Origin of the sequence: Paraburkholderia sp. MM5384-R2, from assembly GCF_014201025.1 — a bacterium.
Taxonomy (GTDB): Bacteria; Pseudomonadota; Gammaproteobacteria; order Burkholderiales; family Burkholderiaceae; genus Paraburkholderia; species Paraburkholderia tuberum.
In genome coordinates this window covers 142,623-164,935 of record NZ_JACHDI010000009.1, presented here as the reverse complement: position 1 = coordinate 164,935, position 22,313 = coordinate 142,623, and the positions used below count along the sequence as shown (strand labels likewise).

At 61.6% G+C, this 22,313-nt stretch carries 28 protein-coding genes and 5 pseudogenes; 17 read left to right on the top strand and 16 right to left on the bottom strand.

All coding sequences use genetic code 11. The features are described 5' to 3' along the window. Nucleotides 1-131: 131 nt before the first annotated feature. Nucleotides 132-596, bottom strand: a complete 465-nt coding sequence (locus HDG37_RS17090; RefSeq protein WP_120296684.1) for a helix-turn-helix domain-containing protein — start codon at nucleotides 594-596, stop codon at nucleotides 132-134. Nucleotides 597-777: 181 nt separating this feature from the next. After that, nucleotides 778-1,086, bottom strand: coding sequence for a DUF5372 family protein (locus tag HDG37_RS40360; RefSeq protein WP_409260161.1), 309 nt, complete (start codon nucleotides 1,084-1,086; stop codon nucleotides 778-780). On the opposite strand from HDG37_RS40360, the gene tnpB reads away from it, so the two are divergent. The 4 genes and pseudogenes from tnpB to HDG37_RS40350 all read left to right on the top strand — a co-directional run bounded on the left by tnpB (nucleotide 1,053) and on the right by HDG37_RS40350 (nucleotide 3,713). Further along, nucleotides 1,053-1,241, top strand: a complete 189-nt coding sequence (gene tnpB, locus HDG37_RS17080; RefSeq protein ID WP_311541490.1) for an IS66 family insertion sequence element accessory protein TnpB — start codon at nucleotides 1,053-1,055, stop codon at nucleotides 1,239-1,241. The two genes, HDG37_RS40360 and tnpB, sit on opposite strands and share 34 nt — an antisense overlap. Before the next feature lie 31 nt (nucleotides 1,242-1,272). Continuing rightward, nucleotides 1,273-2,853 (top strand): IS66 family transposase, encoded by a 1,581-nt coding sequence (gene tnpC / locus HDG37_RS17075; RefSeq protein WP_184049631.1) that lies wholly within the window; start codon nucleotides 1,273-1,275, stop codon nucleotides 2,851-2,853. Between the two features lie 57 nt (nucleotides 2,854-2,910). Further along, nucleotides 2,911-3,083 (top strand): annotated as a pseudogene (locus tag HDG37_RS40355) (group II intron maturase-specific domain-containing protein); the annotation flags it as partial. Nucleotides 3,084-3,287: 204 nt separating this feature from the next. Continuing rightward, nucleotides 3,288-3,713, top strand: coding sequence for an HNH endonuclease signature motif containing protein (locus tag HDG37_RS40350; RefSeq protein WP_409260160.1), 426 nt, complete (start codon nucleotides 3,288-3,290; stop codon nucleotides 3,711-3,713). A 13-nt stretch (nucleotides 3,714-3,726) separates the two neighbouring features. Here HDG37_RS40350 and HDG37_RS40345 read toward each other — a convergent pair whose 3' ends face one another. The 11 genes from HDG37_RS40345 to HDG37_RS17020 form a co-directional block, all read right to left on the bottom strand. Next, nucleotides 3,727-4,038, bottom strand: coding sequence for a LysR substrate-binding domain-containing protein (locus HDG37_RS40345; protein ID WP_409260159.1), 312 nt, complete (start codon nucleotides 4,036-4,038; stop codon nucleotides 3,727-3,729). Nucleotides 4,039-4,229: 191 nt separating this feature from the next. Next, nucleotides 4,230-4,514, bottom strand: coding sequence for an HU family DNA-binding protein (locus HDG37_RS17060; protein ID WP_184049627.1), 285 nt, complete (start codon nucleotides 4,512-4,514; stop codon nucleotides 4,230-4,232). Between the two features lie 319 nt (nucleotides 4,515-4,833). Then, entirely contained in the window at nucleotides 4,834-5,070 is a 237-nt protein-coding gene (locus HDG37_RS17055; RefSeq protein WP_311541455.1) for a type II toxin-antitoxin system CcdA family antitoxin, read from the bottom strand. A gap of 356 nt (nucleotides 5,071-5,426) precedes the next feature. After that, nucleotides 5,427-5,939 carry a DUF2442 domain-containing protein gene (locus HDG37_RS39320; protein WP_260334893.1) on the bottom strand — a complete coding sequence of 171 codons (513 nt, stop codon included), beginning with the start codon at nucleotides 5,937-5,939 and terminating at the stop codon, nucleotides 5,427-5,429. A 21-nt stretch (nucleotides 5,940-5,960) separates the two neighbouring features. Further along, nucleotides 5,961-6,089: a hypothetical protein gene (locus tag HDG37_RS39315; protein WP_260334892.1), complete on the bottom strand. Its 129-nt coding sequence runs from the start codon at nucleotides 6,087-6,089 to the stop codon at nucleotides 5,961-5,963. 118 nt (nucleotides 6,090-6,207) lie between these two features. After that, nucleotides 6,208-6,603, bottom strand: a complete 396-nt coding sequence (locus HDG37_RS17045; protein ID WP_184049625.1) for a hypothetical protein — start codon at nucleotides 6,601-6,603, stop codon at nucleotides 6,208-6,210. Between the two features lie 388 nt (nucleotides 6,604-6,991). Beyond that, nucleotides 6,992-7,435, bottom strand: a complete 444-nt coding sequence (locus tag HDG37_RS17040; protein WP_184049623.1) for a hypothetical protein — start codon at nucleotides 7,433-7,435, stop codon at nucleotides 6,992-6,994. A 26-nt stretch (nucleotides 7,436-7,461) separates the two neighbouring features. Beyond that, a complete protein-coding gene (locus tag HDG37_RS17035) occupies nucleotides 7,462-7,881 on the bottom strand; it encodes a hypothetical protein (protein ID WP_184049621.1) in 420 nt (139 codons plus the stop codon). A 267-nt stretch (nucleotides 7,882-8,148) separates the two neighbouring features. Next, complete coding sequence (locus HDG37_RS17030) at nucleotides 8,149-8,811, bottom strand: type IV toxin-antitoxin system AbiEi family antitoxin domain-containing protein (RefSeq protein ID WP_184049619.1); 663 nt, start codon at nucleotides 8,809-8,811, stop codon at nucleotides 8,149-8,151. Nucleotides 8,812-9,075: 264 nt separating this feature from the next. Beyond that, complete coding sequence (locus HDG37_RS17025; protein ID WP_184049617.1) at nucleotides 9,076-9,741, bottom strand: AbiEi antitoxin N-terminal domain-containing protein; 666 nt, start codon at nucleotides 9,739-9,741, stop codon at nucleotides 9,076-9,078. Between the two features lie 11 nt (nucleotides 9,742-9,752). Further along, nucleotides 9,753-10,220, bottom strand: coding sequence for a hypothetical protein (locus HDG37_RS17020; RefSeq protein WP_184049615.1), 468 nt, complete (start codon nucleotides 10,218-10,220; stop codon nucleotides 9,753-9,755). A 151-nt stretch (nucleotides 10,221-10,371) separates the two neighbouring features. Between HDG37_RS17020 and HDG37_RS17015 the strand changes: the two genes are divergently transcribed. The 5 genes and pseudogenes from HDG37_RS17015 (at nucleotide 10,372) to HDG37_RS17000 (ending at nucleotide 13,911) form a co-directional block, all read left to right on the top strand. Beyond that, nucleotides 10,372-10,749, top strand: coding sequence for a helix-turn-helix domain-containing protein (locus tag HDG37_RS17015; protein WP_184049613.1), 378 nt, complete (start codon nucleotides 10,372-10,374; stop codon nucleotides 10,747-10,749). A gap of 263 nt (nucleotides 10,750-11,012) precedes the next feature. After that, entirely contained in the window at nucleotides 11,013-11,381 is a 369-nt protein-coding gene (locus tag HDG37_RS17010) for an HTH domain-containing protein (protein ID WP_184049611.1), read from the top strand. A gap of 56 nt (nucleotides 11,382-11,437) precedes the next feature. Continuing rightward, a pseudogene (locus HDG37_RS40340) lies at nucleotides 11,438-11,785 on the top strand (helix-turn-helix transcriptional regulator). A 681-nt stretch (nucleotides 11,786-12,466) separates the two neighbouring features. After that, nucleotides 12,467-12,769: a helix-turn-helix transcriptional regulator gene (locus HDG37_RS17005; RefSeq protein WP_090806305.1), complete on the top strand. Its 303-nt coding sequence runs from the start codon at nucleotides 12,467-12,469 to the stop codon at nucleotides 12,767-12,769. 83 nt (nucleotides 12,770-12,852) lie between these two features. Next, entirely contained in the window at nucleotides 12,853-13,911 is a 1,059-nt protein-coding gene (locus HDG37_RS17000) for an alkene reductase (RefSeq protein ID WP_184049609.1), read from the top strand. Nucleotides 13,912-14,002: 91 nt separating this feature from the next. Here HDG37_RS17000 and HDG37_RS16995 read toward each other — a convergent pair whose 3' ends face one another. Then, a complete protein-coding gene (locus HDG37_RS16995) occupies nucleotides 14,003-14,530 on the bottom strand; it encodes a GNAT family N-acetyltransferase (protein WP_184049607.1) in 528 nt (175 codons plus the stop codon). 150 nt (nucleotides 14,531-14,680) lie between these two features. Between HDG37_RS16995 and HDG37_RS16990 the strand changes: the two genes are divergently transcribed. The 4 genes from HDG37_RS16990 to HDG37_RS16975 all read left to right on the top strand — a co-directional run bounded on the left by HDG37_RS16990 (nucleotide 14,681) and on the right by HDG37_RS16975 (nucleotide 17,926). Next, nucleotides 14,681-15,328: a VTT domain-containing protein gene (locus tag HDG37_RS16990; protein ID WP_184049605.1), complete on the top strand. Its 648-nt coding sequence runs from the start codon at nucleotides 14,681-14,683 to the stop codon at nucleotides 15,326-15,328. 120 nt (nucleotides 15,329-15,448) lie between these two features. After that, a complete protein-coding gene (locus tag HDG37_RS16985) occupies nucleotides 15,449-15,901 on the top strand; it encodes a MarR family winged helix-turn-helix transcriptional regulator (protein ID WP_184049603.1) in 453 nt (150 codons plus the stop codon). Nucleotides 15,902-15,946: 45 nt separating this feature from the next. Beyond that, on the top strand, nucleotides 15,947-16,525 hold the full coding sequence (locus tag HDG37_RS16980; protein ID WP_184049601.1) for an isochorismatase family protein: 579 nt from the start codon (nucleotides 15,947-15,949) through the stop codon (nucleotides 16,523-16,525). A gap of 51 nt (nucleotides 16,526-16,576) precedes the next feature. Further along, on the top strand, nucleotides 16,577-17,926 hold the full coding sequence (locus tag HDG37_RS16975; RefSeq protein ID WP_184049599.1) for an MFS transporter: 1,350 nt from the start codon (nucleotides 16,577-16,579) through the stop codon (nucleotides 17,924-17,926). A gap of 43 nt (nucleotides 17,927-17,969) precedes the next feature. Here HDG37_RS16975 and HDG37_RS39310 read toward each other — a convergent pair. Next, a pseudogene (locus HDG37_RS39310) lies at nucleotides 17,970-18,231 on the bottom strand (LysR family transcriptional regulator); the annotation flags it as partial. Between the two features lie 230 nt (nucleotides 18,232-18,461). Between HDG37_RS39310 and HDG37_RS16970 the strand changes: the two are divergent. From HDG37_RS16970 to HDG37_RS39300, 3 genes and pseudogenes are all read left to right on the top strand, one after another. Next, nucleotides 18,462-19,865, top strand: a complete 1,404-nt coding sequence (locus tag HDG37_RS16970) for an MFS transporter (protein ID WP_184049597.1) — start codon at nucleotides 18,462-18,464, stop codon at nucleotides 19,863-19,865. A 51-nt stretch (nucleotides 19,866-19,916) separates the two neighbouring features. Continuing rightward, nucleotides 19,917-20,072: pseudogene (locus tag HDG37_RS39305) on the top strand (Gfo/Idh/MocA family oxidoreductase); the annotation flags it as partial. Further along, nucleotides 20,063-20,149, top strand: a pseudogene (locus HDG37_RS39300) (3-dehydroquinate dehydratase); the annotation flags it as partial. The pseudogenes HDG37_RS39305 and HDG37_RS39300, both read left to right, overlap by 10 nt. A gap of 37 nt (nucleotides 20,150-20,186) precedes the next feature. On the opposite strand, the gene HDG37_RS16965 reads toward HDG37_RS39300, so the two are convergent. Then, on the bottom strand, nucleotides 20,187-21,266 hold the full coding sequence (locus tag HDG37_RS16965; protein ID WP_184049595.1) for a hypothetical protein: 1,080 nt from the start codon (nucleotides 21,264-21,266) through the stop codon (nucleotides 20,187-20,189). A gap of 119 nt (nucleotides 21,267-21,385) precedes the next feature. Here HDG37_RS16965 and HDG37_RS16960 point away from each other — a divergent pair, with 119 nt between their 5' ends. Beyond that, nucleotides 21,386-22,291 carry a LysR substrate-binding domain-containing protein gene (locus HDG37_RS16960; protein WP_184049593.1) on the top strand — a complete coding sequence of 302 codons (906 nt, stop codon included), beginning with the start codon at nucleotides 21,386-21,388 and terminating at the stop codon, nucleotides 22,289-22,291. Nucleotides 22,292-22,313: the final 22 nt, after the last annotated feature.

Sequence of the window (22,313 nt, the reverse complement as noted above, 5' to 3'; positions counted from 1 at the left end):
TCGCGTAAGGAAGACGCTGAGTCCGCGCCGGGCTTCTACAGGCAAGGCCTGGCCAAGAGCAGCGGAACGCATCACCTCGTATTGCGCGGCGATCGGCGCCGACACGGTCGACGGCCAGGCACAGCATCCCGCTATTCCACCGTTTTTTTTACACCGAACGCTCGCTCGATCGTTCTCGGGTGTACATCCAGACCAAATTCTTTGCGAACCAGCTTTGCCAGTTCGCGCGCCCGAAGTGGTTCTCCGGGCGTGTGTTGTAACTTGAGGAACGCCAACACCTCGCCCTGGATCTTGTGCGGACCATGCGGCCCTCGTTTCCTCGGAACCAGCCCTGCAATTCCTCCTTGCTCGAAGTCCGTTCGCGCCTGATAGAAGGTTGGCCGCGAAACACCATATTCATCGGAGATCTGCGTTATGGAGGCCTTCTCGACAGAGACGCGACGCAACATCTCATATTTGACCTGCACGGCGTCATGGGGATCGAAGAATCCACCCTCGTGGAACTTGGCATCGAGAACGTTCGACGGCGTTGGATTCAGCGTACCGTCCTCCGCGAGGACATCCGTCTTCGAGCGCTTGCGTTCACTGGGCGGCACATTCACTCCAAATGGTTGCATTTCAGTGTAATTAAAATATGCCGCGACACAGGCTTTGTCAAGCTCAAGGACGTTCAGTTTTTAACCATCATTAAAGCCGCTGTATGTTCACAATTTGAGACGCGGCTTCGAGTCCAGCGGCGTTAATTATCTTACATCTGCGGCAAAAATCTCTTTACGGTCAAGTACCGATCCCGGCACGCCTGCACGAAAGACGTCTCACGAGTAGCGCAAGATCCATCAAGTCGCTGACCGTGAACAACGCGCGCTCTCGTCCCACAGAGATCTCGGGATCAGGCTCGCTCATATCGGTCCACTTCGGCGGAACGGAGCAATAACTCTTGTCGTCGATGCGCAGCAGAAGACGTCGGCCAGACCGGTTATAGCGCTCACCGACACAAAGAAGTTGCTGCCCCCTGAGCGGGTGGAACGGGTGAGTAACGCGGACAAGATGTTCTGTGGCAGCCCCAGAGCCTGTATTTCGAGGTATGTTACAAACGATTGGAGGCCAGCCGTTTCATCTGGCCCGACAACAAGGCTGAGGTCGTGACGATGACGACCAACGTGCTGCACGCGCTGCTCGATGGCGATGACATCACTACGATTCGACGACATCCGAAGCAGGAATATCTGCGTGTGAGCTGAACAGGCAGACGGTGTGCTGGTCTAACTCAGCATGCCGGTCAACGTCATGATCACCGCCGACGAACTGAAAGAGCTGCTCGCCGAACGCGATGCCGCTCGTGCGTTGCGAGAAGAACAGGAGTCGTTACGCGGCGCCCTGCGGCTCGTGACAGCGGAACGCGATCTCGCCGAGGAACGACTCCGGGCCTACCGTCACGAGTTGTTCGGCGCAAAGAGCGAGGCACGAGATTCGGATCAACCCAGCCTGTTCAACGAAGCCGAGGTGCTCGGCGCGAGCAGCTCACCTGCTCAGGAAGATACGTCAGAATCGACGGTCGGCGCGCATACGCGCAAGAAGCGGGGCCATCGCAAGCCGCTTGATCCCAACCTGCCGCGCGACGTGGTGCGGCACGAGCTGCCTGAGGCTGAACGCTTCTGCATGAACGATGGTCACGCGCTCGTCGAGTTTGGCGTGGAGATCAGCGAGCAGCTCGACGTAATTCCGGAGCAGCTTCGCGTGATCCAGCACCAACGCGTCAAATATGCGTGTCCGTGCTGCGATCTCGGCATCAAGGTGACGCCGGCACCGCCTCGCATCATCCCTCGCGGCCTGTTGAGCGAATCGGCGCTTGCATGGATCGCCGCCGGCAAGTATCAGTTCGGGATGCCACTGTATCGCCAGGCCGGTCTGCTACGTCGCTTCGGCGGCGACATCTCGTCGAACACGATTGCTGCGAGCATGGTCCGTGTGGGTCTCGGAACGCAACCCGTGATCAACCTGATGCGCGATGCGTTGCTCGATGCCGAACTGATCTACTGCGACGAGACGACACTCCAGGTGTTGAAGGAAAAGGGTCGTCGACCGCAAACGAAGAGTTATCTCTGGGCGCAGATGACCGATTCGGGCGTGCCCATCCGATGCTTCACCTATACACCGGGGCGTGGCACCAGGCTGGCCGACAAGCTGTTCACCGGGATCCGCGAGGGCGCGGTCATGATGACCGATGGCTACGAACCCTACAACGACATTGCCCGGCGTCACCAGCTCGTGCACCTTGGATGCTGGGTTCACCTGAGACGGTACTTCGTCAAAGCAGAGGACAGCGTACCAAAGGCTGCCCGAACGCCCGATCTGTTGGCGACGCGCTTCATCAAATTGATCGGCAAGCTGTTCGCGGCCGAGGCGCGCAGTACGACATGGACCTCACAACGACGACAGCGGTTGCGACGACGATACAGCGCGCGCGTACTCAATGCCATCCACGCGCTGATGCTCGAGCAATCGCCCGGCGTCGTACCGAAAAGCCTGCTCGGCAAGGGACTGACTTACCTGCGCGCGCAATGGCCCAAGCTCATTCGTTACGTCGAGAACGGCGACTGGCCTATTTCGAACAACGCTGTTGAGAATGCGATTCGACCATTCTGCGTGGGGCGCCGCGGATGGCTGTTCTCGGACACCGTCGGAGGCGCGAACGCGAGCGCCAATCTCTATACGCTCGTCGAAACCTGCAAAGCAAACAGCATCGATCCCTACCGGTACCTCACCTGGCTGTTCCAGCGCCTGCCTCTGGCGAAGACCGTCGACGACTACGACGCGTTGCTTCCCTGGAAAATGCCGGCCGACCTTCGCTGACCCGCATCACTACCACACCTCACGCGCTCCGCCACCTTACTCTGAGGGGCGTCGTTCGTGGATCGCATACGTTTGATCGGCCTGCTCAATCCGATCATCGATGGCTGGGCGAACTACCACAGACACGTCGTTTCGAAAAAGTCTACAGTGCAGTCGATACTGCCATCTGGCAGGCGTTGTGGCGGTGGTGCTGCAGGCGGCATCCGAGCAAGGGCGCACGATGGATCAGAGCACGATACTTCCACCGCGAGGCAGCGCGGCATTGGGTATTTGCTGCTCATACAGGTGAACTAACAGCAGAGGGAAAGCCAAGACGATTGAAGCTACGCAAAGCGTCCGACGTCCCAATTCGGCGACACACGCAGGTCCATGGCAATGCCAACCCTTTCGACCCGGCATGGGAGAGCTACTTCGAAGACCGTTACGGTTTGAAAATGGCGAACGCCCTGTCGGGTCGAGGAAAACTGATCCGCCTTTGGCTCGATCAGGACCGGGCTTGCATCGTATGTCAGCAGCGAATCACAGCGGTGACCGGATGGCACGTCCATCATATCGTCCGCCGCGTGGACGGCGGATCGGATGCGTGGTCAAACCTCGTCATGGTCCATCCTGATTGCCACCGACAGATCCATAGCCGTGGTTTAACAGTGATGAACCGGCTCCCAAACGGGGGCTTTGAAAGGCTTGAGCCGTGTGCATTAAAAGGTGCATGCACGGTTCTGAGGGGGCCGCTGCGCAGTAATGCACGGCGGCTACCCGACAAAGTCATATCAGTCCATTCGGTACTAGCGGCCTATCAAGGCGAATTTCTGGATCGGCCGAAATCCGGAAAGCAGACATGTCGACGTCCCGTCTCGTAGAGCCGGCAAGCTGCTATCTCAAACATTGCAAATTCCACCGTCGGAGAACGGAGTTAAGGGCGGGGGAGACGTTATCCTCAGGATAGGCAAGAACCAGATCAAGATTTAGCCTCTGGCCATTCAGTGTTCGTCCCACAACGCTCTTTGGCAAGACACTGGCAAAGTGGCTGGGAACAAGACTACAAAACCCTTTTGATGCAACCATTGAAAAAATGCTCAACAGTGTCTCAGACTCGCAATCGGGCACTTTTTCCACGCCAGCATTCAGAAAGAAGGCATCTAGCGCACGCCGAAATGCGGGAGCAACACGGTTCGGGCAGCACACCGGTTCCGCGTTCGTCGCCAGGGTGTTGGCACCGTATGTCCGGTAACGGCGCCAGCGGCGCAAGTCCCGACGAGGTAACCGGTGATGGGATGCGTGACCTAAGGCTACGCTGCTTAAGTCCTTTTCGCTCCCCGCAAAGCCTTGTCGCTACGTGGCCATTTGCGAAAATCAGGTACTTATTCAGCGTTGCCCTAACGCTTGCCAGCGTTAACCGCGTCCTTGAACGCCTTCCCGGCAGTGAATTTGACCGTCTTTGCCGCAGCGATCTGGATCTCTTCACCCGTCGCCGGATTGCGGCCCGTGCGGGCAGCGCGGGCGCCCTGGCTGAACGAACCAAAGCCGATCAGCTGCACGCTGTCGCCCTTCATGACGGCCTGCGTGATGGCGCCGATCACCGCATCGATCGCTTCGCCGGTGACGCCCTTGCCTGCACCCGTAGACGCCGCGACGGCGTCGATCAGTTCCTGCTTGTTCATCAGACATTCTCCCTATGAAGTTCAAGTAAATTAACCTTCCCGCCAACGTGAGACAGGAAGCGCACAGCACGACCGCATACCCTAACCTGGCCAGCGTGCCGGGCACAAGCGCCGACGTTCGATAATCATCGGGCGATCGCCAGAAGCACGCCCTTCTTTCCTGTGTCGCGCCGGAGCAGGGTCATTGCCATTGTCGTCCGGCGCAAAGTACAGGCGTGCGACCGCCGCGGCCGGAACCCGCTGCGCGAACGCGCGCAGCGCGGTGAGATTCGTACGCGTGTAGCCGCGCCTGCGGGTGAGGATTGGAACTGGTTGGCCATCAGAACATCCTGAACTCGTCGAGAGGCAGACCATTCTTCTCGATGTAGTCGTTGTAGCACGCGATCGCTTCGGCGTTCTCCTTCTGCCAACGAGCAGCCCGTTCATCTGCGCCAGTGGCGTTGACATCCGACGGGCCGCCTTCCTGCCCAGGCGTTGTCATGGGATTGTCTCCATCATTTTCGCGTCCGCGAAAATCATCCGGCCGTAAAGCCTTGATTGTTGCCGTCGTGCTCACGTGTCACTCGCTGTTTTCGCGTCCGCGAGAATCTCACGGGCGATGACTTTTCGGCATATCAAACCGGAACGTGGTCGAGCGCCGGGCGCTCATCGTTTGGCGAGCGCCGCAAGGACTTTCGCATGCGTGGCCATGACGCGCCGAGCCGCCGCCATCCATACGCGACGTCCCTCCGACCCGTTCAGGTCGATTTTGGCGGGCCTAACCGGCGGTCGCGGCGAAATCAGCCGGACGCCATACCTTTTCTCGATTTCCGCCGCTACCAGCCTGGGCATTTCCATTGTGCTCTCCTCGACCATCTTCCAAAAAACCTGCCGGCCACACAGAGCCGGCAGGAGCCAGAGCATCCTGGCCAATCAGTGACAGCTCTTGAGCCGCCACAGCGCGAGCATCGCGACGGGCCAGACACGCGGGTCGTTCATGGGCACGTCCTTCGTTCCGCTGTGCCCGACGGCGTCGGCGTTGCCCGGGGCCGGCGCCGCAACGCGGCTGCCAGAGCTATAGCCCCACGCCCCCTGGAATTTGGCCGTTTCCGTCAAATTAGAGGCAAACATCTGGAGATGCCTCGCTGGCACGCCGTGCAACTGCCCTGCCTCTCTGCATCCAGAAAGCGTTAATGCATTACTCTGGAGGCGCGACCGACGAGTCATGTCGCCACGACCGGCCAACAGCCCTTCAACGGAAATATCCTCGTCGATGGCTTCCCAGTGCAGGCCATAGCGGCCAATATCGCAAGCGGCTCGCTGCTCGGGTGTGGCGAGCAGCAGGCGAGGGAACCAGGCCAGCGGCACGCCGAGTGTGCGACCGTCGACCAGTTCCACCCACATGGTGCTGTCATCGAAACGGACTTCCCTAGCTGAGGTGCTCATTCTTGGCCTTCGCCGGTCTCGTTACCCGGGTTCAACTGGCTGTTTCGCGGGGGCGAGATCCTGCATGAACGTCGCCTCGTACTGCTCGATCAACCGCACGAGCGCCACCAGCTGGTCGCCATCCGGCGAGCCGCGCGCCGGATCGAGCAACCAGCATCGAGACGGTTCCGAGCGTGGCGATACTCATCGTCGTTTTCGATGTCATGCACGGTCATGGTTTGCCTTCGGGGAAAACACTGTAACTGTACTGTCCTGCGGCGGTCGCGCTTTACGGGAGATCCGGCACCCGCCCGTCGAGCCAGTCGGACCAGTCCCAGACATAAATGCAGTCGCCGCAGCCATCCGGATCGAACAATGGCAGGCCCCACATCCGCCACCACTCCCTCAGTTCGTCCTGTAAGGACTGGGGCACGTCGGCGATCCGCACGGCGTACGGCTCACCTGCGTTCTCAACAACAGGCACGACTCGCTGCAGAACCTGACGGTCGTCCCGGGTCAGAGGGGTGTGCAGGCCCAGCGCGAACCGCAGCCGCCGTCGTTCCCGTTCCGGCTGCAGGAACCGGTAAGCCCCGAGAGCGTCAGCGCTGCAGCCGCGCTTCGCCACCATCGTCCGTTGGGCGCCAGCGGGGAGATCCAGAACATGCTGCACCTCGTAGCGTTCCACTTCGCTCGCCAGCGCCAGCAGTTGGTCGTCCTCCAGCGTGCCGGGCGCCGGGGCAGGCGAACTAGATCGAGGAGCGTCTGCCGGGCTTTACGATATTCCAGGCCATTCTGGATGAGTTGCGCGGTCACGATGGTTCGCTCCGGGAAAATTTCTGCCAGTGGACCGGCCAGCGGGCCGTCTGGTGTTCATTACCATCTCTTCTGGGCGAGGTTCGCACGATCGAGTCAGCCCAGTTCAACGGCCCGCAAAGCGAAATCCGCGTCGTAATCGGTCGTAGCTCACCTGCAATTTTTTCGCGCGCGCGAAAAAATTCACGGGCAATGACTTCTCTTACCGAACAGAGAAGGTGTTGCCGTGAGAGCTCGCATCGGCTCGGCCGGTCGCCGATTCACCAGGACGTCTCGGGATCGCCCAGAAATTCCTCTCTTGCAACCTTGATCACGCGAATCGGGGCGTTCGCAAATACGTCCGCCGGCGTCTGCCCATCGAGCAGTGCATGCGACGAATAGAGCCAGAAAGCACGTCGCCAGCCTCCGCGATCGTCCTTGTTCGCCGGCAGGACGGCGAGGAGTTCAGCAACGTCCTTCCGGAGGGTGCCCGAGCGATTAAACTGGAAGTCCGGATAGATGAACCGATGCTGGGGCGCAGACCAGACACCGAGCAGAGCGCCTGTCGCTCGTGCCTGGATCGCGTACACCGTATCCTCCTGTTCAGGCGAAAGGCCCGCCAGTTCGGCAACACGACGAGCGTCGGGCCATCCTTTTCCAAGCAGCTCGTCGCGGAACCCGATAGCCACCGTCGTGGCCGGGTCATGCTCAGGATGGTCTGTCATGGAGCAATTCCGAAGGATCTTGACTTTCAGATCCCCAGCCGGGGACCGCGGCCTTGTTGGCGAATGACAAAAGTTTCAGCCTTGTTTCCGGGCCAGCGCGGCTGATCTTCGCGCGCCCACCAATCTCCTTCTACCCCAGACAACGGTAGCCGACCTAGCAGCTCCAACAAGTCGCTCTCCCCTTGCACGTTCCGATCTGCCACGTAGACATGCACCTCGCGCGGCTGCTCATTGAATGAGACGAAAACAAGCGGCACATCATCCACCCGAAGATACATCGCATCGCTATCCCGGTCGCGGAAAATAAGGTTGGCGCCCTTCCTTCCTACCGTCTCTGCGACGACGTTCGCAATCGCTTTCAACGATACCCGCAGAACAACAGCAGGCTCCATTTCGCCGGGCGCGGCGAGTTCCTCAGGACGAATCAGCCTATATGGATGGCCCATGGCGCAACCCCGACCACGCGAAGTGGAACGATCACAACATCATCGCCTGACGGCAAGGTAACAGCAGCCGTACCGCGGGTGCCGTCAGGTCGGACCAGACACGCTCACTTATGGTAAGCGTTCGATCGAACCGCTCACGCCACTGTCTGTAGCGATCCCAAAAGCCCGCAAATCAGGTTGACGCTCAAACGATCATACGAGCCCATCGCGGGAATTTCCAAGTGTGCCTCGGGACACGATCACCGCTGCCATCACACCACGGTCTGCTCAGACGCGCAACTGCTGAGCCCAACTCATGCCTTCATCTTCTGCGAGAAATTTCAGCCCCCATACTACGTCTCTTCGGAGACAGCAATCGGCCAGCTCCTGCAGGATGTTCAGCCGAATATTCCTCAGGCTCCCAATGAGATCTCTCACGTCTTCTATCAAGACCAGATCCAGCGAGACACTCACGTATTCGAGAATTGCGCGTTCCGGAACCGAAACAAGCACTTGTGGATGGCGCCACGCAAGCGGCTTCAATCCGTAGCTTTCGTCCATCCGCGTATCGAACAGAGGGTGGGAATGGTAGAAACACACAAGCCGCTCCACCGCCCAGGAAGGAATGCTGCAATATCCACGCCCCCACAAATCAATCCGGTCGCGAAAGCGCAGATGATGCATCATCCGGTGCCATTCCAGCGCTGTCCTTCCTCCCACGTGGAGATTCGAAGTGTATGCCTGCAAATAGGCAATCGTTCCATCGATGCCTGGCTGGTCTCCACGTAGCAGATAAGCGTCCTCGGACAGCTGTCGCAGCCACCCTTGTTTCACGAGTTCGCCAACCTGCCGTGCGTCAATTTCAAGCTCCGCGAAATAGCGCAAGCCCAGCGGCTGCGACCGCGGCGCGAAGTCCATCAGGAACTGTACGATTTCAGTTGCGTTCGGCATGTCGGATCATCTGTCGGTTACCCTTGACGGCACGCGATGCACTAACTGGTGCCTGGCCGTCCCCGAACAGTGCGTCCCGCTGCCGGTCGTACAGATGCTGCTCGGGCACGCTTCAGTTCAGACGGCTGCATCGTATGCAAGTATGGATATCTTCGAGGCTCGACGTTTTGTGGCGCGGAGCTTTACGCTGCCTCAGACAGGTTCGTCGCAGAACGGATTCGACCAGAAGCAGCTAATGGTCCATCGTTTTCACGGTGAAAAGTTTCAGCATACGAGCTGTTTCGCCCACTCGAAATCTTCATCTTCCCCGATAAACTTGAGCGCCCAGACAACATCGCGCCGCAGGCAGTGATTAACCAGTTTTTGCAGCACGTCGAGGCGGATGTTTCGCAGCATGCCCACGAGATTGACGTTGTCCTCGCGCAGCCTTTCATCATGCACAGAACCGGCCAGATATTCCAGGATGGCGCGTTCTGTGGCTGCCACCGGCATTCTCGCACTACGAGCGCGCAAGGCTGAAATCGCGAACGTCGCCGGCAAGGCATCGTCGAATAGGCGGTCGCGCTCGTACGTGAGCAACAGCAACTCTTTCGCCCACGAAGGAAACTCGAAGGGCACGGCGCCCCACAGATTGATCCGGAGGCGTGCGTACAGGTAATAGCGTATGCCTTGCATGTCCAGTGCGGCCTTGCCGCTCACATGAAGCCCGGGAACGCGTCGGGCAAAAAAGGCAACGGCGCCCTCGATAGTTGGCGAATCACCTCTGAGCAGGTAGGCGTCGTCAGAAAGTCGCCGCAGCCAGCCGCCTGTTACGAGATCCGACGCTTCGATCGACGTCACGCCGTACTCGGCAAGGAGGCCTAGATCGAGCGGCTCTCCGCGTGGCGCGAAATCCATCAGAAGCTGGACCAACCGGGTGATGTCCCCCATGTCGGATTCGACTACCTCGCGTCCACAACCGGCTCATTGCAATCCTGTGCGTCTAGGTTGAGTGCAAGCTGCAATGAGGCGTCGTTGGAAAGGCGATGCTGCAGCCGGGAGCAGGGATGCAGATTACCCTCTTCCGTCCTGTACCAGTAGTCATATGCCGGCGCGATGATTTGCTGCTGGGTCAGCAAGCCTGTCACGCGTTGCATTCGCGCAGATGGCCGATCCTCGGCGGGCGCATCCATGACGTACACGGAGAAGCTCCCTGGCGCCAGTTCACTCGCGATATCGAGAAGCGCCGCCGGGTCGACGACCAGCAACCCGTCGGGCAGTGCGTCGGTCCGGTCAGACTGGGGCGCGGGGAAAACCCAAAAACAGATCGTGTCGCCTGTCCATCCCACACACCGCCAAGGCTGGAACGGCTTCGCGATGGCGCGCCGGAACGCACTCGACTCGGCCCAGTTTGCATCTGTAAACAACATATCTCTCCCTTACGGTGACTCTGGAACGCAAAATACACGGCAAGACAACAATTGATGTTGCCTACCAATATAAAGCGATGTTATCAGATCGACACATTGAAGAGACCATTCCATGTTGAATGACAACATGAAATGGTGACTTTTGACTGCCGTGAACGAGCAGAAGACCGCAAAGCATTTGGGGCGCGCGCTGGCAGCGGCCCGAGCCGACGCAGAGCTAACGCAGGAGCAGGTGGCCGAACATCTTGGCGTTTTTGTCGAAACTGTAAGCCGCTTTGAGCGCGGCGCGCATTGGCCGACCATCCCGCGTCTGCTGGAGCTAGCGGAGCTCTATAAAATTCCGGTTGCGACATTGCTCAGACGCGCGTCCGACCGGCCAACAGATGTCAGCCTGGAGATCGCTGAACAACTCGAGCGGCTCAGCAGTGACGATCGCGCATGGGTGGGGACGCTGGTCAAGGATCTGTGCAACCGGTTGCCAGCCGTATATGAACACAAAGCGAGCAGCAAAGGCCGCGCGCGTCAGTAACGCGACTTTAGACGTCAACGCTGGATGCGATTAACCACATCAAATTGTCAAACCCGGGAGTGTTTTTTCGACATGCAATCGACCTCGTCAATACGATTCCGTGACATTATTGAACATCGCAACGCACGCTCCGATTTTGGGCGACACAACAACGATGCCCGCAACTCCGCCAGTAAGCAAGCCCCAAAGCGGCCACCGAAAATGGCGTCCACGGCAAGAAAAGCCGCGTCTCGAAGGTTAGCATCGAACGCATCGACAAGATCGTGCGTTTAATCCGCAAACGTGGCTCGGTATCGATGCCATTCCTGAAGAAGGAACTGGAGGTTTCGGAAGCGTCTGTCAAACGTGACATCGACTTCCTGCGGGATCGCTTGAACTGCCCGCTAGAATGGGACCCCAGCAAAAGTGGCTATGTGATACGTGACCAACTCGCGCCGGGAGGACGCTTCGAGTTAGCCGGCGTATGGTTCGAAGCTTCCGAGGTGCTCGCGCTGCTGACAATGCTGCACCTCGTCGAGGGCGTTCAACCGACTCTTCTCGAAGACCATGTAGGGCCATTGAAGAACCGGCTGCACAACATGCTTTCAGAAGGTACGAACTCACCGACGCCGATAGAAAAAAAGTCAAACTGATCCACTTTGCCCCGAGCAGGGTCGAGCCAAGGCACTTCCAGTTTATTGCTGGCGCGTTGCTCGAAGGTAAGCGACTTTATCTGCAGTATTGGAACCGCGACAAGCGGGAGCGGACCACGCGCAATATCTCCCCGCAGCGGCTGGTGCATTATCGGGAGAACTGGATCCTCGATGCATGATGCCACGAGAAGAATTCTCTCCGTACCTTTTCGCTTGAAGCAATCGAGGATGTTCAGGTACTCAGCGAAGCCGTCCTTGAAGTTGGAGAAAATGAATTGCGCGAACATTTTGAAAGTGGTTACGGCATCTTGGCCGGGCTGGCAAAGTATCGCGCGCGCCTGAAGTTCACCTCTTCCCGGGCATGCGGTACCACGTACATCAGCTTGGTCCACGGCTTCAGGTAGCGCCAGCTGTGACCAAACAACGTCCACGAACGGTGCAGCATCCAGCGCCCGTTCGACAAGCGGCCAACGGCACATCTTCTCCCCCGGAGAACAGACTGCCGGTGCAGTACCCCATCGATGTCCAAGAACAGCAGCAGACGCCCCCGATCGGGTAAGCCAAACCGCCCGGCCAAACCGTTTTCAAGGTCAAGCGTCAGGTCACTGCGCGTCGCCAGATGTCGCTTCTCTGTCGCTTAGCCGCACACGAGTCGCGTCGATGTACGAACAAATTCCCATCTGTCATACCAAACCAGGGTTTATCGAAACAATCCAGCAAAGCCGCATCCCTGCTAGCAAGTGCAGCCTTTTATTTCGCAAACCTAATTTATATTCTCGCACCCGGCGGATCGTGTGCTCAATATTAAATGTGTGAACCGCACGCCGCCCCCGGAGATTTATTCAATCAAAACAGACTTCTATGGACAAATTTCATAATGCGGCATGAGAAGTTCAGGCCTTTTTGTGCGAAATAAATTGTTCGACAGAGGTGCGGGCTTTTTTGCACGCCCAGACCTATCGCCCCATCCGCAGTAGTGTTTTCACCCATATCGTTAAGTTCCGATATATGATTCGTTCTGTAGCGATGCATGTCGCGCACGCCATGCGGCGTGCCGGTTGCCGAATCACCTGAAAACCATCCACATGACGCCCGATTTCGACGCGATCCACAAAGCGCTGGCCAACCCGGTCCGCCGGGAGATTCTCGGCTGGCTGCGCGAGCCGCACGCGCATTTTGCCGATCAGGAGTTGCCGCTCGACCACGGCGTGTGCGCGGGCAAGATCGACTCGCGCTGTGGTCTGTCGCAGTCCACCGTGTCGGCGCACTTGGCCGCGTTGCAGCGTGCGGGGCTCGTCACGTCGAAACGGGTTGGTCAATGGGTGTTTTTCAAACGCAACGAGCCCGTCATTCAGGCGTTCCTCGAATACATGAACGCGAAGCTCTGAGCGCCGCATTCGCATCGCCGCGCTTCCTTTTTCACGCAGTTTTTTGAGGCTCGGGCCTTGCCCGCCGCCAAAGGTGAACTCTTATGCCGACTCTTTTCGATCCGCTGCAAATTGGCGATATCACGCTGCCGAACCGCATCATCATGGCGCCGCTCACGCGTCAGCGCGCCGAGGAAATCCGCGTGCCGAACGCGTTGATGGCGCGCTACTACGCCGAGCGCGCGAGCGCCGGTCTGATCCTCAGCGAAGCGACGTCGGTCACGCCGCAAGGCGTCGGCTACGCCGAAACGCCGGGCATCTGGTCGCAGGAGCAGGTCGAAGGCTGGAAGCTCGTCACGCAGGCCGTGCACGACGCGGGCGGCAAGATCTTCCTGCAGCTCTGGCACGTCGGCCGTATTTCGGATCCGGTGTTCCTGAACGGCGAACTGCCGGTCGCGCCGAGCGCGATCGCGGCGGGTGGTCACGTGAGCCTCGTGCGTCCCGAGCGTCCGTTCGTGACGCCGCGCGCGCTCGAGCTCGATGAAATCGCCGGTGTCGTCGAAGCGTTCCGCAAGGGCGCGGAAAACGCCAAGGCCGCGGGCTTCGATGGCGTCGAAGTGCACGGCGCGAACGGCTATCTGCTCGACCAGTTCCTGCAGGACAGCACCAACAAGCGTACCGATGCCTACGGCGGCCCGATCGAAAACCGCGCGCGTCTGCTGCTCGAAGTCACCGACGCGTGCATCAGCGTGTGGGGCGCAAACCGCGTCGGCGTGCATCTCGCGCCGCGCCGCGACGCGCACACGATGGGCGATTCCGATCCGGCCGCAACGTTCGGCTATGTCGCGCGCGAACTCGGCAAGCGCAAGATCGCGTTTATCGCGGCACGTGAAGCGCTCGGCGACGACCGCCTCGGCCCGCAGTTGAAGGAAGCGTTCGGCGGCCCGTATATCGCGAACGAGAAGTTCACCAGGGAAAGCGCGCAGCAGGTGCTCGACTCCGGTGAAGCGGATGCGGTGGCCTGGGGTCAGCTGTACATCGCGAATCCGGATCTGGTGCGCCGCTTCGCTGAAGATGCGCCGCTGAACAAGCCGGTTCCGGCGACGTACTATGCGCGCGGCGAAGTCGGCTACACCGATTATCCGGCGCTCGAAACGGTGTAATCGGTAGCGACAGCGGCCTCATGTCCGCTGTATGAAATGACAAAGCGGCGGGCGTGACTGAATTCCAGTCACGCCCGCCGCTTTTTGTGCGCTAGACAAGCTCGCGCCGCATAAACACCCGTTTCGATTCATCGAGTCCGCGCGCGATATGCGCGTCGCGCCGAGCGAGCAACGCCGCGTCGAGCTCCGACGTGTCGAGATCGCGAAACCCGAGCCGCCGGTAATACGGCGCATTCCACGGCACGTCGCGATACGTCGACAGCACCAGCTGTGTCAATTGTCGCGCGCGCGCGATTCGCGCGACCTCTTCGATCAATGCCGCGCCGATGCGCCTGCCCGCGTGCGAGCTCAGCACATCGAGTTCCTGAACGTAGATGCGCGTCGGCTGCGGCTCGAACATCACGAAGCCCGCGCAGATCGTCTGCTGGTCGAGCGCGACGATGATCTCGCGCGCCTCGATCTTGCGCTCGACGACCTCGCGCGCCATAGGCGGCGCGTCGGCAATCCCGGTCATGCCGACGCTGACGAAACGCTGGCCCGCTTCGAATTCGATGGCACGAATCGTTTCGGCTTCGTGCGACGCGGCAAAACGGAAGGTGATGGCGGAGTCGTGCGACATGGCGTTGCGTCCGATGAAGACCGCCCGAGTTTGACATCGGCACCGCCACATCGACAAGCGGCAGATGGCATAAACTCGCGCAAGCGCCCTGCACGCACGCTCGCGGGACTACACTCACCACATCCGAACGCCGCCCGAGGCCACGCCAAGATGAACCTGATGAATGTGCTGCAGATCGCGCTGCACCTCGACCAGCACCTGAGCGCGCTGATCGTGCAGTTCGGCACGGCAATCTACGCACTGCTGTTTGTCGTCGTGTTCGTCGAATACGGTTTTCTGCCGCTGTTCTTTCTGCCCGGCGATCCGCTGATCTTCATCTGCGGCGCGCTCGCGGCCACCGGCGCGTTGAACGTGTGGATCATCGCGCCCGTGCTGTTCGTCGCGACGGTGGCCGGCAGCAGCGTCGGGTACGCGATCGGCCATGCGGTCGGCGACAAGGTCTATACCCGCAACTACTACTGGCTCAATCGCGATGCGCTGCGCCGCGCCCACGTGTTCAGCGAGACGCGCGGCCGCCTGACCTTCCTGCTGTCGCCGTTCATCGCCGTGGTGCGCACGTTCGCACCGTTCGCCGCGGGCGTGTCGCGCATGACGTTCTCGCGCTTCGTCACGTTCGTCACCGCGGGCGCGGCGCTGTGGGTGGTCTCGCTGATCGCGGGCGGCTATCTGTTCGGCAACGTGCCGGTGGTGCGCGAGCATCTGAGTTCGCTGGTGTTGCTGGGCCTCGCGCTCGGCGGTGCGATGCTCGTCGGAGGAGCGGTATGGCGCTTTTTCAACCGGCGCATGCGGGCGCGCTGAGGCCATCGTGGCGACGTCCCGGCGTACGGCCTCCCGCCACCTCAAAACTTGACCCGCGCGAGATACGAAGGTAACCTTATGAGGAAACCTTCACATCATGTCATTGCACGAGCTCATCGCATGAGCAAATCCCCTCCCCCAGTTACGCCGGAAGAGCTTCATACTCTGGCCGAAGATCTGCGCATGCTGGCGGGCAAGCTGCGCCGGCGTCTGCGCGAAGAGTCGCACGTCGGCGACTTCACGCCATCGCAGGTGCAGGTGCTGAGCCTGCTGGAACGCGAAGGTCCAACCACGCTCACCTCGCTCGCGCGTGCGCACGGCATGCGGCCGCAGTCGATGGGAGAAACGCTCGCGGTACTGAAAGCCGCGGGGCTCGTCAGCGGCACGCCCGATCCTGACGATGGACGGCAGACGGTTCTGTCGCTGACACCCTCCTTTCGCAAGAAGGTCAAGGCAAGCCGCGCGGCACGCGAAGACTGGCTGTACCGCACGATTCAAACGCGTTTCACGGCAGCCGAACAGCAACAACTCGCGACGGGCGTCGATCTGCTGAAACGCCTCGTCGATTTGTAACTCGCGATTCGCGCACACGCGTCTCGCCACTCGCAGGAGCACTTCATGGCACTCACGACTCTCGACGCCAAAACCGCACTGGTCGTCGTCGACCTGCAGCGCGGCATCGTCGCGCTGCCCACCGCCCCCCATCCGGCCAGCGAAATCGTCGAACGCTCGGTTACGCTGCTCGATGCGTTCCGCCGCCACGGCCTGCCCGTCGTGCTCGTGAACGTCACCGCCGGCGCACCGGGCCGCACCGACCAGGGTCGCCACTCCGCCGACTTCCCGCCCGGCTTCGCCGACCTTCTGCCCGAACTGAAGCAGCAGCCGTCGGACCATCTGGTCACGAAGCGCACGTGGGGCGCCTTCACGAACACGGACCTGGCCGCGTATCTGCAGCAGCAAGGCGTCACGCACGTGGTGCTCGTCGGTGTCGCGACCAGCATCGGCGTCGAATCGACCGCGCGCTTCGCGAGCGAGGCGGGCCTGAACGTCACGCTCGTCGTCGACGCGATGACCGATCTGAACGCCGACGCGCACACCAACAGCATCACGCGCATCTTCCCGCGCCTCGGCGAAACCGGCACGACGCGGGAAGTGCTCGATCTGCTCGAACGTTCGCGCGCTGAAAGCCTGAATTGAAGCGGGCCGCTACCCGCATGCGGCCCACCCCGCGTTGAGGAAACCCCTGCCGTGAGCACCACGTTCCGTTCGCTGCGCATATTCAACTATCGTGTCTGGGCGAGCGGCGCGATCGTCTCGAACATCGGCACATGGATGCAGCGCACGGCGCAGGACTGGCTCGTACTCACCGAGCTTACGCATCACAACGCGACGGCGGTGGGCATCGTGATGTCGCTGCAGTTCGGACCGCAGATGCTGTTGCTGCCGCTCACCGGCTACGCGGCCGATCACTTCGACCGCCGCAAGCTGCTGTTCGCGACCCAGGCGGCAATGGGTACGCTGGCGCTCGCGCTCGGTCTGCTCACGGTCACGGGGCTCGTGCAGCTATGGCAGGTCTACGTATTCGCGGGCCTGCTCGGCTGCGTGACCGCGTTCGATTCCCCCGCACGCCAAACCTTCGTATCCGACCTCGTCGGCGAACGCGATCTCGCGAATGCCGTCGCGCTGAACTCCACGTCGTTCAACGCCGCGCGCATGCTCGGGCCAGCGGTCGCGGGTCTGTTGATCGCGTCGGTGGGCAGTGGCTGGGTGTTTCTGATCAACGCGCTTTCGTTCGTCGCCGTGCTCGGTGCACTGCGCATGCTGCGGCTGGACCAGTTACATATCAAGCCGCGCAATGTGCGCTCGCGCGGCAGCTTCGTCGAAGGCTTCAAATATGTCTGGACACGCCCCGATCTGAAGGCGGCGCTCCTGATGCTGTTCCTGATCGGCACCTTCGGCCTGAACTTCCCGATCTTCATCTCGACGATGTCCGTCACCGCCTTCCGTGCGGGCGCGGGCGAGTACGGCGTGCTCAGCTCGACGATGGCGATTGGCTCGGTCACCGGCGCTCTGCTCGCCGCGCGCCGCGCGCGGCCCACCATGGGGCTGCTGCTTGGCGCCGGCGCGATGTTCGGCGTCGGCTGCATGGCGGCTGCGCTGATGCCGAACTACGTGCTGTTCGGCATCGTGCTGATCGCGATCGGCGTGTCGACGCAGACCTTCACCACCTCGACCAATAGCCTCGTGCAACTGACCACCGAACCGGCCATGCGCGGCCGCGTGATCGCGATCCTGCTCGCGATCGCGCTCGGCGGCACACCGCTCGGCGCGCCGGTGGTCGGCTGGGTCGCCGACCGTTTCGGGCCGCGCTGGGCGCTCGGCGTCGGCGCTGCATCGGGCTTCGGCGCCGCGCTCGTCGGACTTGTCTATCTGATGCGATACCGGCAACTGCGTTTCTATCGCGAAGGCTGGCGCCTGCGTTACAGCATCGAAGATCCGCGGCCCGTCACGGCCACCACGGTCGTTCCCGACTCCGTAACGACGGTTCAGCGTAGCGAGCTGGACGAGGCGGAAGAGGATACGGCTTCGAGCGTGTAACAGCGCAAGCGTGTGAGCACCGGATCCTGGCAGGCGCAGCCCAGAGTCCGCCCACGCCGCGCGTCACCCGTGCACACGGTCCGTGCGTCAGTTGCTCCCTGAGAAACTCGATGCACACCTGAATCCGCGCCGACGACGACAAGCGCTCGGCCGTCACCGCCCACACTCCCGTATCCCTCCTTCGCCCACTGCACGACGATGTCGCTCAGATTCGACGCGACCGTGCCCGTCACCTTCACGCTCCTTTCACCATGGGGCCCGCTCAGGCGCCAGACCCCGAAGCGGTCGTCGCGGCCGCGAAACAGTGGGGCAAGGGGCAGTCGCCTGAAGCCGGTTTGAATGCAATGCCCGGCGCACTCAGGCCGTGGTTAACCCGGAGTGCTCCGCGCCAGCTCGTGACACGCGTCGATCCATCCCGTTGTGCCGCACCGCGGCAACGAGACCAGGAAAATCCTGGCTTGCGCGGCGCCCGTTTAAAGGCGCCAATGATTCAGCCGTAGAAGCTGACAAAAACATTTCCCATTCAGGAGGCGTCATGCAAACGAACGCATCGGCAAGCAGCGGGCATAGCTCGCAGGCGCGCAAGGCTACCGCCAGCGGCTGGATCGGCTCGGCACTCGAGTACTACGATTTCTTCATCTATGCGCAGGCCGCCGCCCTGATCTTTCCTCAGTTGTTCTTCCCTTCCGGTAATCCCAGGATCGCGATCGTCGCATCGCTCGCGACCTACGGCGTCGGCTACGTCGCGCGGCCGATCGGCGCGGTCGTGCTCGGGCACTGGGGCGATACGCACGGGCGCAAGAACGTACTGCTCGTCTGCATGTTCCTGATGGGTCTGTCGACGATGGCGGTCGGTCTGCTGCCGACCTATCAGCACGTCGGCTTTCTCGCGCCGGTGCTGCTCGTCGTGCTGCGACTGATCCAGGGTTTCGCGGTCGCTGGTGAAATCTCGGGCGCCAGTTCGATGATCCTCGAACACGCGCCATTCGGGCGACGCGGCTTTTACGCGAGCTTCACGCTGCAAGGCGTGCAGGCCGGCCAGATTCTGGCCGCCGCGGTCTTCCTGCCGCTCGCCTATTTCATGAACGACGCCTCGTTCAATGCGTGGGGCTGGCGCATTCCGTTCCTGCTCAGCGCGGTCGTGCTGATCGCCGGGTACATCATCCGCCGCGAAGTCGAGGAAACGCCCGCGTTCGAGAAGGAGGACGCGAGCGGCGGCGTGCCGCGCTCGCCGATCGTCGAAGCATTCAAGTACAACTGGGGCGACATGCTGCGCGTCGTGCTGTGCTCGCTGATGAACGTGATCCCGGTCGTCGCGACGATCTTCGGCGCGGCGTACGCGGTGCAGCCGTCGTACGGCATCGGCTTTTCGAAGAGCCTGTATCTGTGGATTCCAGTGATCGGCAACATCGTTGCGGTGCTGGTGATTCCGTACGTGGGCAATCTGTCCGACCGGATCGGGCGGCGTCTGCCGATCATCGTCGGCTCGCTCGGCGCAGGGCTGCTGTCTTTCGCGTATCTGTACGCGATCAGCATCCACAACGTGCCGCTCGCGATGGTCGTGTCGATCCTGATGTGGGGCGTCATCTATCAAGGCTACAACGCGATCTTCCCGAGCTTCTATCCGGAACTGTTCCCGACCCGTTCGCGCGTCTCCGCGATGGCGATCGGCCAGAACATCGGCACGACGATCACCGCGCTGCTGCCGGCGCTGTTCGCCTACGTCGCGCCGCCGGGATCGCACAACGTGCCGCTGACGATCGGCGCGATCACGTTCGCCATCACGATCGTCTGCGCGATCGCCGCATGGAGCGCGCGTGAGAACTTCCGTGTGCGGCTTGGCGACCTCGGCGCAAAGAACGTCGTGCCGCTCGACAAGCTCAGCTACGACGCAATGCGCGCGCAGAGCATGGCCGACGCGAAAAAGGCCGCTGCTTGAGCCCGCTTGCCCTTTAACGCGTCTTGATCAGGACTTTCAGGGAACCCGCTCATGAACCGCACCCGGATCGCCGTCGCCGGCGCGGGGTACATCGGCCGCGCCCATCTGACGGTCGCGCAGCAAAGCGACGCATGCACGCTGTCGGCGATCGTCGACCCGTCGCCCGCGGCCGCCGCGCTCGCGGCCGAGGCGGGCATGCCGCTCTGGTCAAAGGACAGATTTGCGGCTTCGGCGTGGACAGCTATCTGCTCGGGCTGCGCGCGGCGGTATCGGCGGCGGGCTAGCCACGGGAACGCGCCGCGCGGCGCTGGCCTCGCACGGCTAGCGCCATGTTTCGGTCAACTCGTTGGCCAGCACCATCTTCTGGCGCACCGCCTCGACGAAGGCAGCGTCGAGGCCCGCCTGCGTCTTCAGGAATTTAAGCGCGGCGGAATGCACGGCGCGCAACGCGCCGCCGTCGATGCCCGTCATGCGCGCCGCGCCGCGACGCGTTTCCTCGACCAGATCGCGCGCGCTCGTGAAGTCGGGCGACAAGCCGCATTGCGCGTCGAACGCGGCGCGCAGACCGGCCGCGTAGTCGCGCGACTCGCCGAGCCGCTCCATATCGATCAGCAAATCGACGCCCTCGCCCATGCGCAGCGCGCAGAGGATCCACAACGCCATGAACGCGCGATACGCGTTGTCGCTGTCCACCGTGCGCGCGAATTGCTCGCAGGCGACGGCATACGCGTCATCGGGCATCGACGGTAGCGGCGGCAGGCGTACGCCGCACACACCGATCGCTTCGCGCACCAGCGGATCCATCTGATTCAGACCGAGCACGCGAAACGGCGCGGCGACAAAGAATGCATTGCTCCACTGCTGCCGCAGCATCCAACCCGATGCGAACTGCGATGCGGGATTGCGCAGCACGCCCACGTGCAGCGCCTCGGCAAACGCGCGCTTCAGCCACGGCAGACGACCGCCCGTGCGGCAAAACTTGAAGACGGGCACGCGGCCCTGCTCGATCGTGTGCTCGCTCAGCGCACGCAGATAGGCCTGCAGTGACGGGAATGTCGCATCGGGATCGCGCGTAAAGCGATCGATGCTGAAGCGCCGGTCGTAACCCGCCACGCCGCGCGCATCTTCGCGCAGAAACGGGCGGTATTCGTCGAAGTAGGGTGCGGCGAGCGGCGGGTGCCCCGAGGTCAAGGTCGGCCGCGAGGCGGGCACGTCGGCGGGTTTGAGATCGGCGAGCACATTGCTGAGCGGCTCGTAAAAACCGGCCGCGCGCTCGTGTTCGCGCAGCCGCGACCACACCCACGTGCCCGCGCTGCGCCAGCCCGTGTGCAGAAAAAACGCCTGTTTCAGCGGAGTATTGGGCGTGGCGCCGTACGCGGACGACTCATGAGGCAACGGCATGGGACTTCTCTTCCAATGGTTGGATCAATAGACTGGAAGCGCCACTTTACCCTGTGATCGATCCGGACGCATTATGCTGCGAGATTCCCCGCTCCCGCCATTGCTCCCAGCTCGCACCCATGAACGATTCGGCCGATATCCGCTTCCTGCTCACGCTGCGCGCGAGCGGCAGCCTGATCGCCGCCGCGCGCCGACTCGCGCTGTCGCCGTCGGCGGTCACGCAGCGCCTGCAGCAACTCGAAAAGAAGCTCGGCATGCAGCTCGTGAGCCGCAGCGCGCGCCGCCTGCAATTCACCGACGAAGGCCTGCTGCTGTGCGAGCGCGGCGCCGAACTGATCGAGCAGTTCGACGCCTTGTTCGACGATCTGCAAACGCGCCGCGGCGGCCTCGTCGGCACGCTGAAGATCAATGCGCCGCTCGGTTTCGGACGACGCCATCTGGCGCCGCTGATCGGCGAGTTCCAGCAGCAGAACCCCGACATCGACGTCGCGCTGACGCTGTCCGACCGGCCCTTGACCGAAACGCTCGATCGCTTCGATATCGTCGTGCATATCGGCGAGCTGCCGCCGTCGAACCTGGTCGGCTATACGATCGCGCCGAACGCGCGCTTCGTCTGCGCGGCGCCCGCGCTCGTCAGGCGAATCGGCCAGCCCGAATCGCCGGATGCGTTGAGCCGGCTGCCATGCATCGTGCTGCGCGAAAACAATGAGGACGTGTCACTGTGGCAGTTCAGCAAGGGCCGCACGCGCCGCGGCGTGCGCGTGTCCGCGCATCTGAGCTGCAACGACGGTGACGTGATCCGCCAATGGGCCTGCGAGGGACGCGGCGTGATTCTGCGCTCCGAATGGGACGTCGCCGAGGATCTTGCGAAGGGCAAACTCGTGCGTCTGCTGCCGGGCTGGAAAGCGCCGGACGCGAACGTGATCGCGCTCACGCATCAGCGGGCGGGACTGCCCGCGCGCACGCGCCATTTCATGCAGTATCTGCAAGGCCGCTTCAGGCCGTTGCCGCCGTGGCGGCGGTGATTCAGTCGATCTGAATCTAACA

Excerpts from the sequence above, each read along its gene's own strand:
- HDG37_RS16985 (WP_184049603.1), top strand. The coding sequence starts at position 15,449 with ATGAGCAAATCCCCTCCCCCAGTTACGCCGGAAGAGCTTCATACTCTG.
- HDG37_RS17025 (WP_184049617.1), bottom strand. The coding sequence starts at position 9,741 with ATGGGGGACATCACCCGGTTGGTCCAGCTTCTGATGGATTTCGCGCCA.
- HDG37_RS17000 (WP_184049609.1), top strand. The coding sequence starts at position 12,853 with ATGCCGACTCTTTTCGATCCGCTGCAAATTGGCGATATCACGCTGCCG.
- tnpC (WP_184049631.1), top strand. The coding sequence starts at position 1,273 with ATGCCGGTCAACGTCATGATCACCGCCGACGAACTGAAAGAGCTGCTC.
- HDG37_RS17030 (WP_184049619.1), bottom strand. The coding sequence starts at position 8,811 with ATGCCGAACGCAACTGAAATCGTACAGTTCCTGATGGACTTCGCGCCG.
- HDG37_RS16980 (WP_184049601.1), top strand. The coding sequence starts at position 15,947 with ATGGCACTCACGACTCTCGACGCCAAAACCGCACTGGTCGTCGTCGAC.
- HDG37_RS17005 (WP_090806305.1), top strand. The coding sequence starts at position 12,467 with ATGACGCCCGATTTCGACGCGATCCACAAAGCGCTGGCCAACCCGGTC.
- HDG37_RS17040 (WP_184049623.1), bottom strand. The coding sequence starts at position 7,435 with ATGACAGACCATCCTGAGCATGACCCGGCCACGACGGTGGCTATCGGG.
- HDG37_RS40350 (WP_409260160.1), top strand. The coding sequence starts at position 3,288 with ATGGCGAACGCCCTGTCGGGTCGAGGAAAACTGATCCGCCTTTGGCTC.
- HDG37_RS39320 (WP_260334893.1), bottom strand. The coding sequence starts at position 5,939 with ATGAGCACCTCAGCTAGGGAAGTCCGTTTCGATGACAGCACCATGTGG.
- HDG37_RS16960 (WP_184049593.1), top strand. The coding sequence starts at position 21,386 with ATGAACGATTCGGCCGATATCCGCTTCCTGCTCACGCTGCGCGCGAGC.
- HDG37_RS16995 (WP_184049607.1), bottom strand. The coding sequence starts at position 14,530 with ATGTCGCACGACTCCGCCATCACCTTCCGTTTTGCCGCGTCGCACGAA.
- HDG37_RS17020 (WP_184049615.1), bottom strand. The coding sequence starts at position 10,220 with ATGTTGTTTACAGATGCAAACTGGGCCGAGTCGAGTGCGTTCCGGCGC.
- HDG37_RS17035 (WP_184049621.1), bottom strand. The coding sequence starts at position 7,881 with ATGGGCCATCCATATAGGCTGATTCGTCCTGAGGAACTCGCCGCGCCC.
- HDG37_RS17060 (WP_184049627.1), bottom strand. The coding sequence starts at position 4,514 with ATGAACAAGCAGGAACTGATCGACGCCGTCGCGGCGTCTACGGGTGCA.
- HDG37_RS16970 (WP_184049597.1), top strand. The coding sequence starts at position 18,462 with ATGCAAACGAACGCATCGGCAAGCAGCGGGCATAGCTCGCAGGCGCGC.
- HDG37_RS16990 (WP_184049605.1), top strand. The coding sequence starts at position 14,681 with ATGAACCTGATGAATGTGCTGCAGATCGCGCTGCACCTCGACCAGCAC.
- HDG37_RS16965 (WP_184049595.1), bottom strand. The coding sequence starts at position 21,266 with ATGCCGTTGCCTCATGAGTCGTCCGCGTACGGCGCCACGCCCAATACT.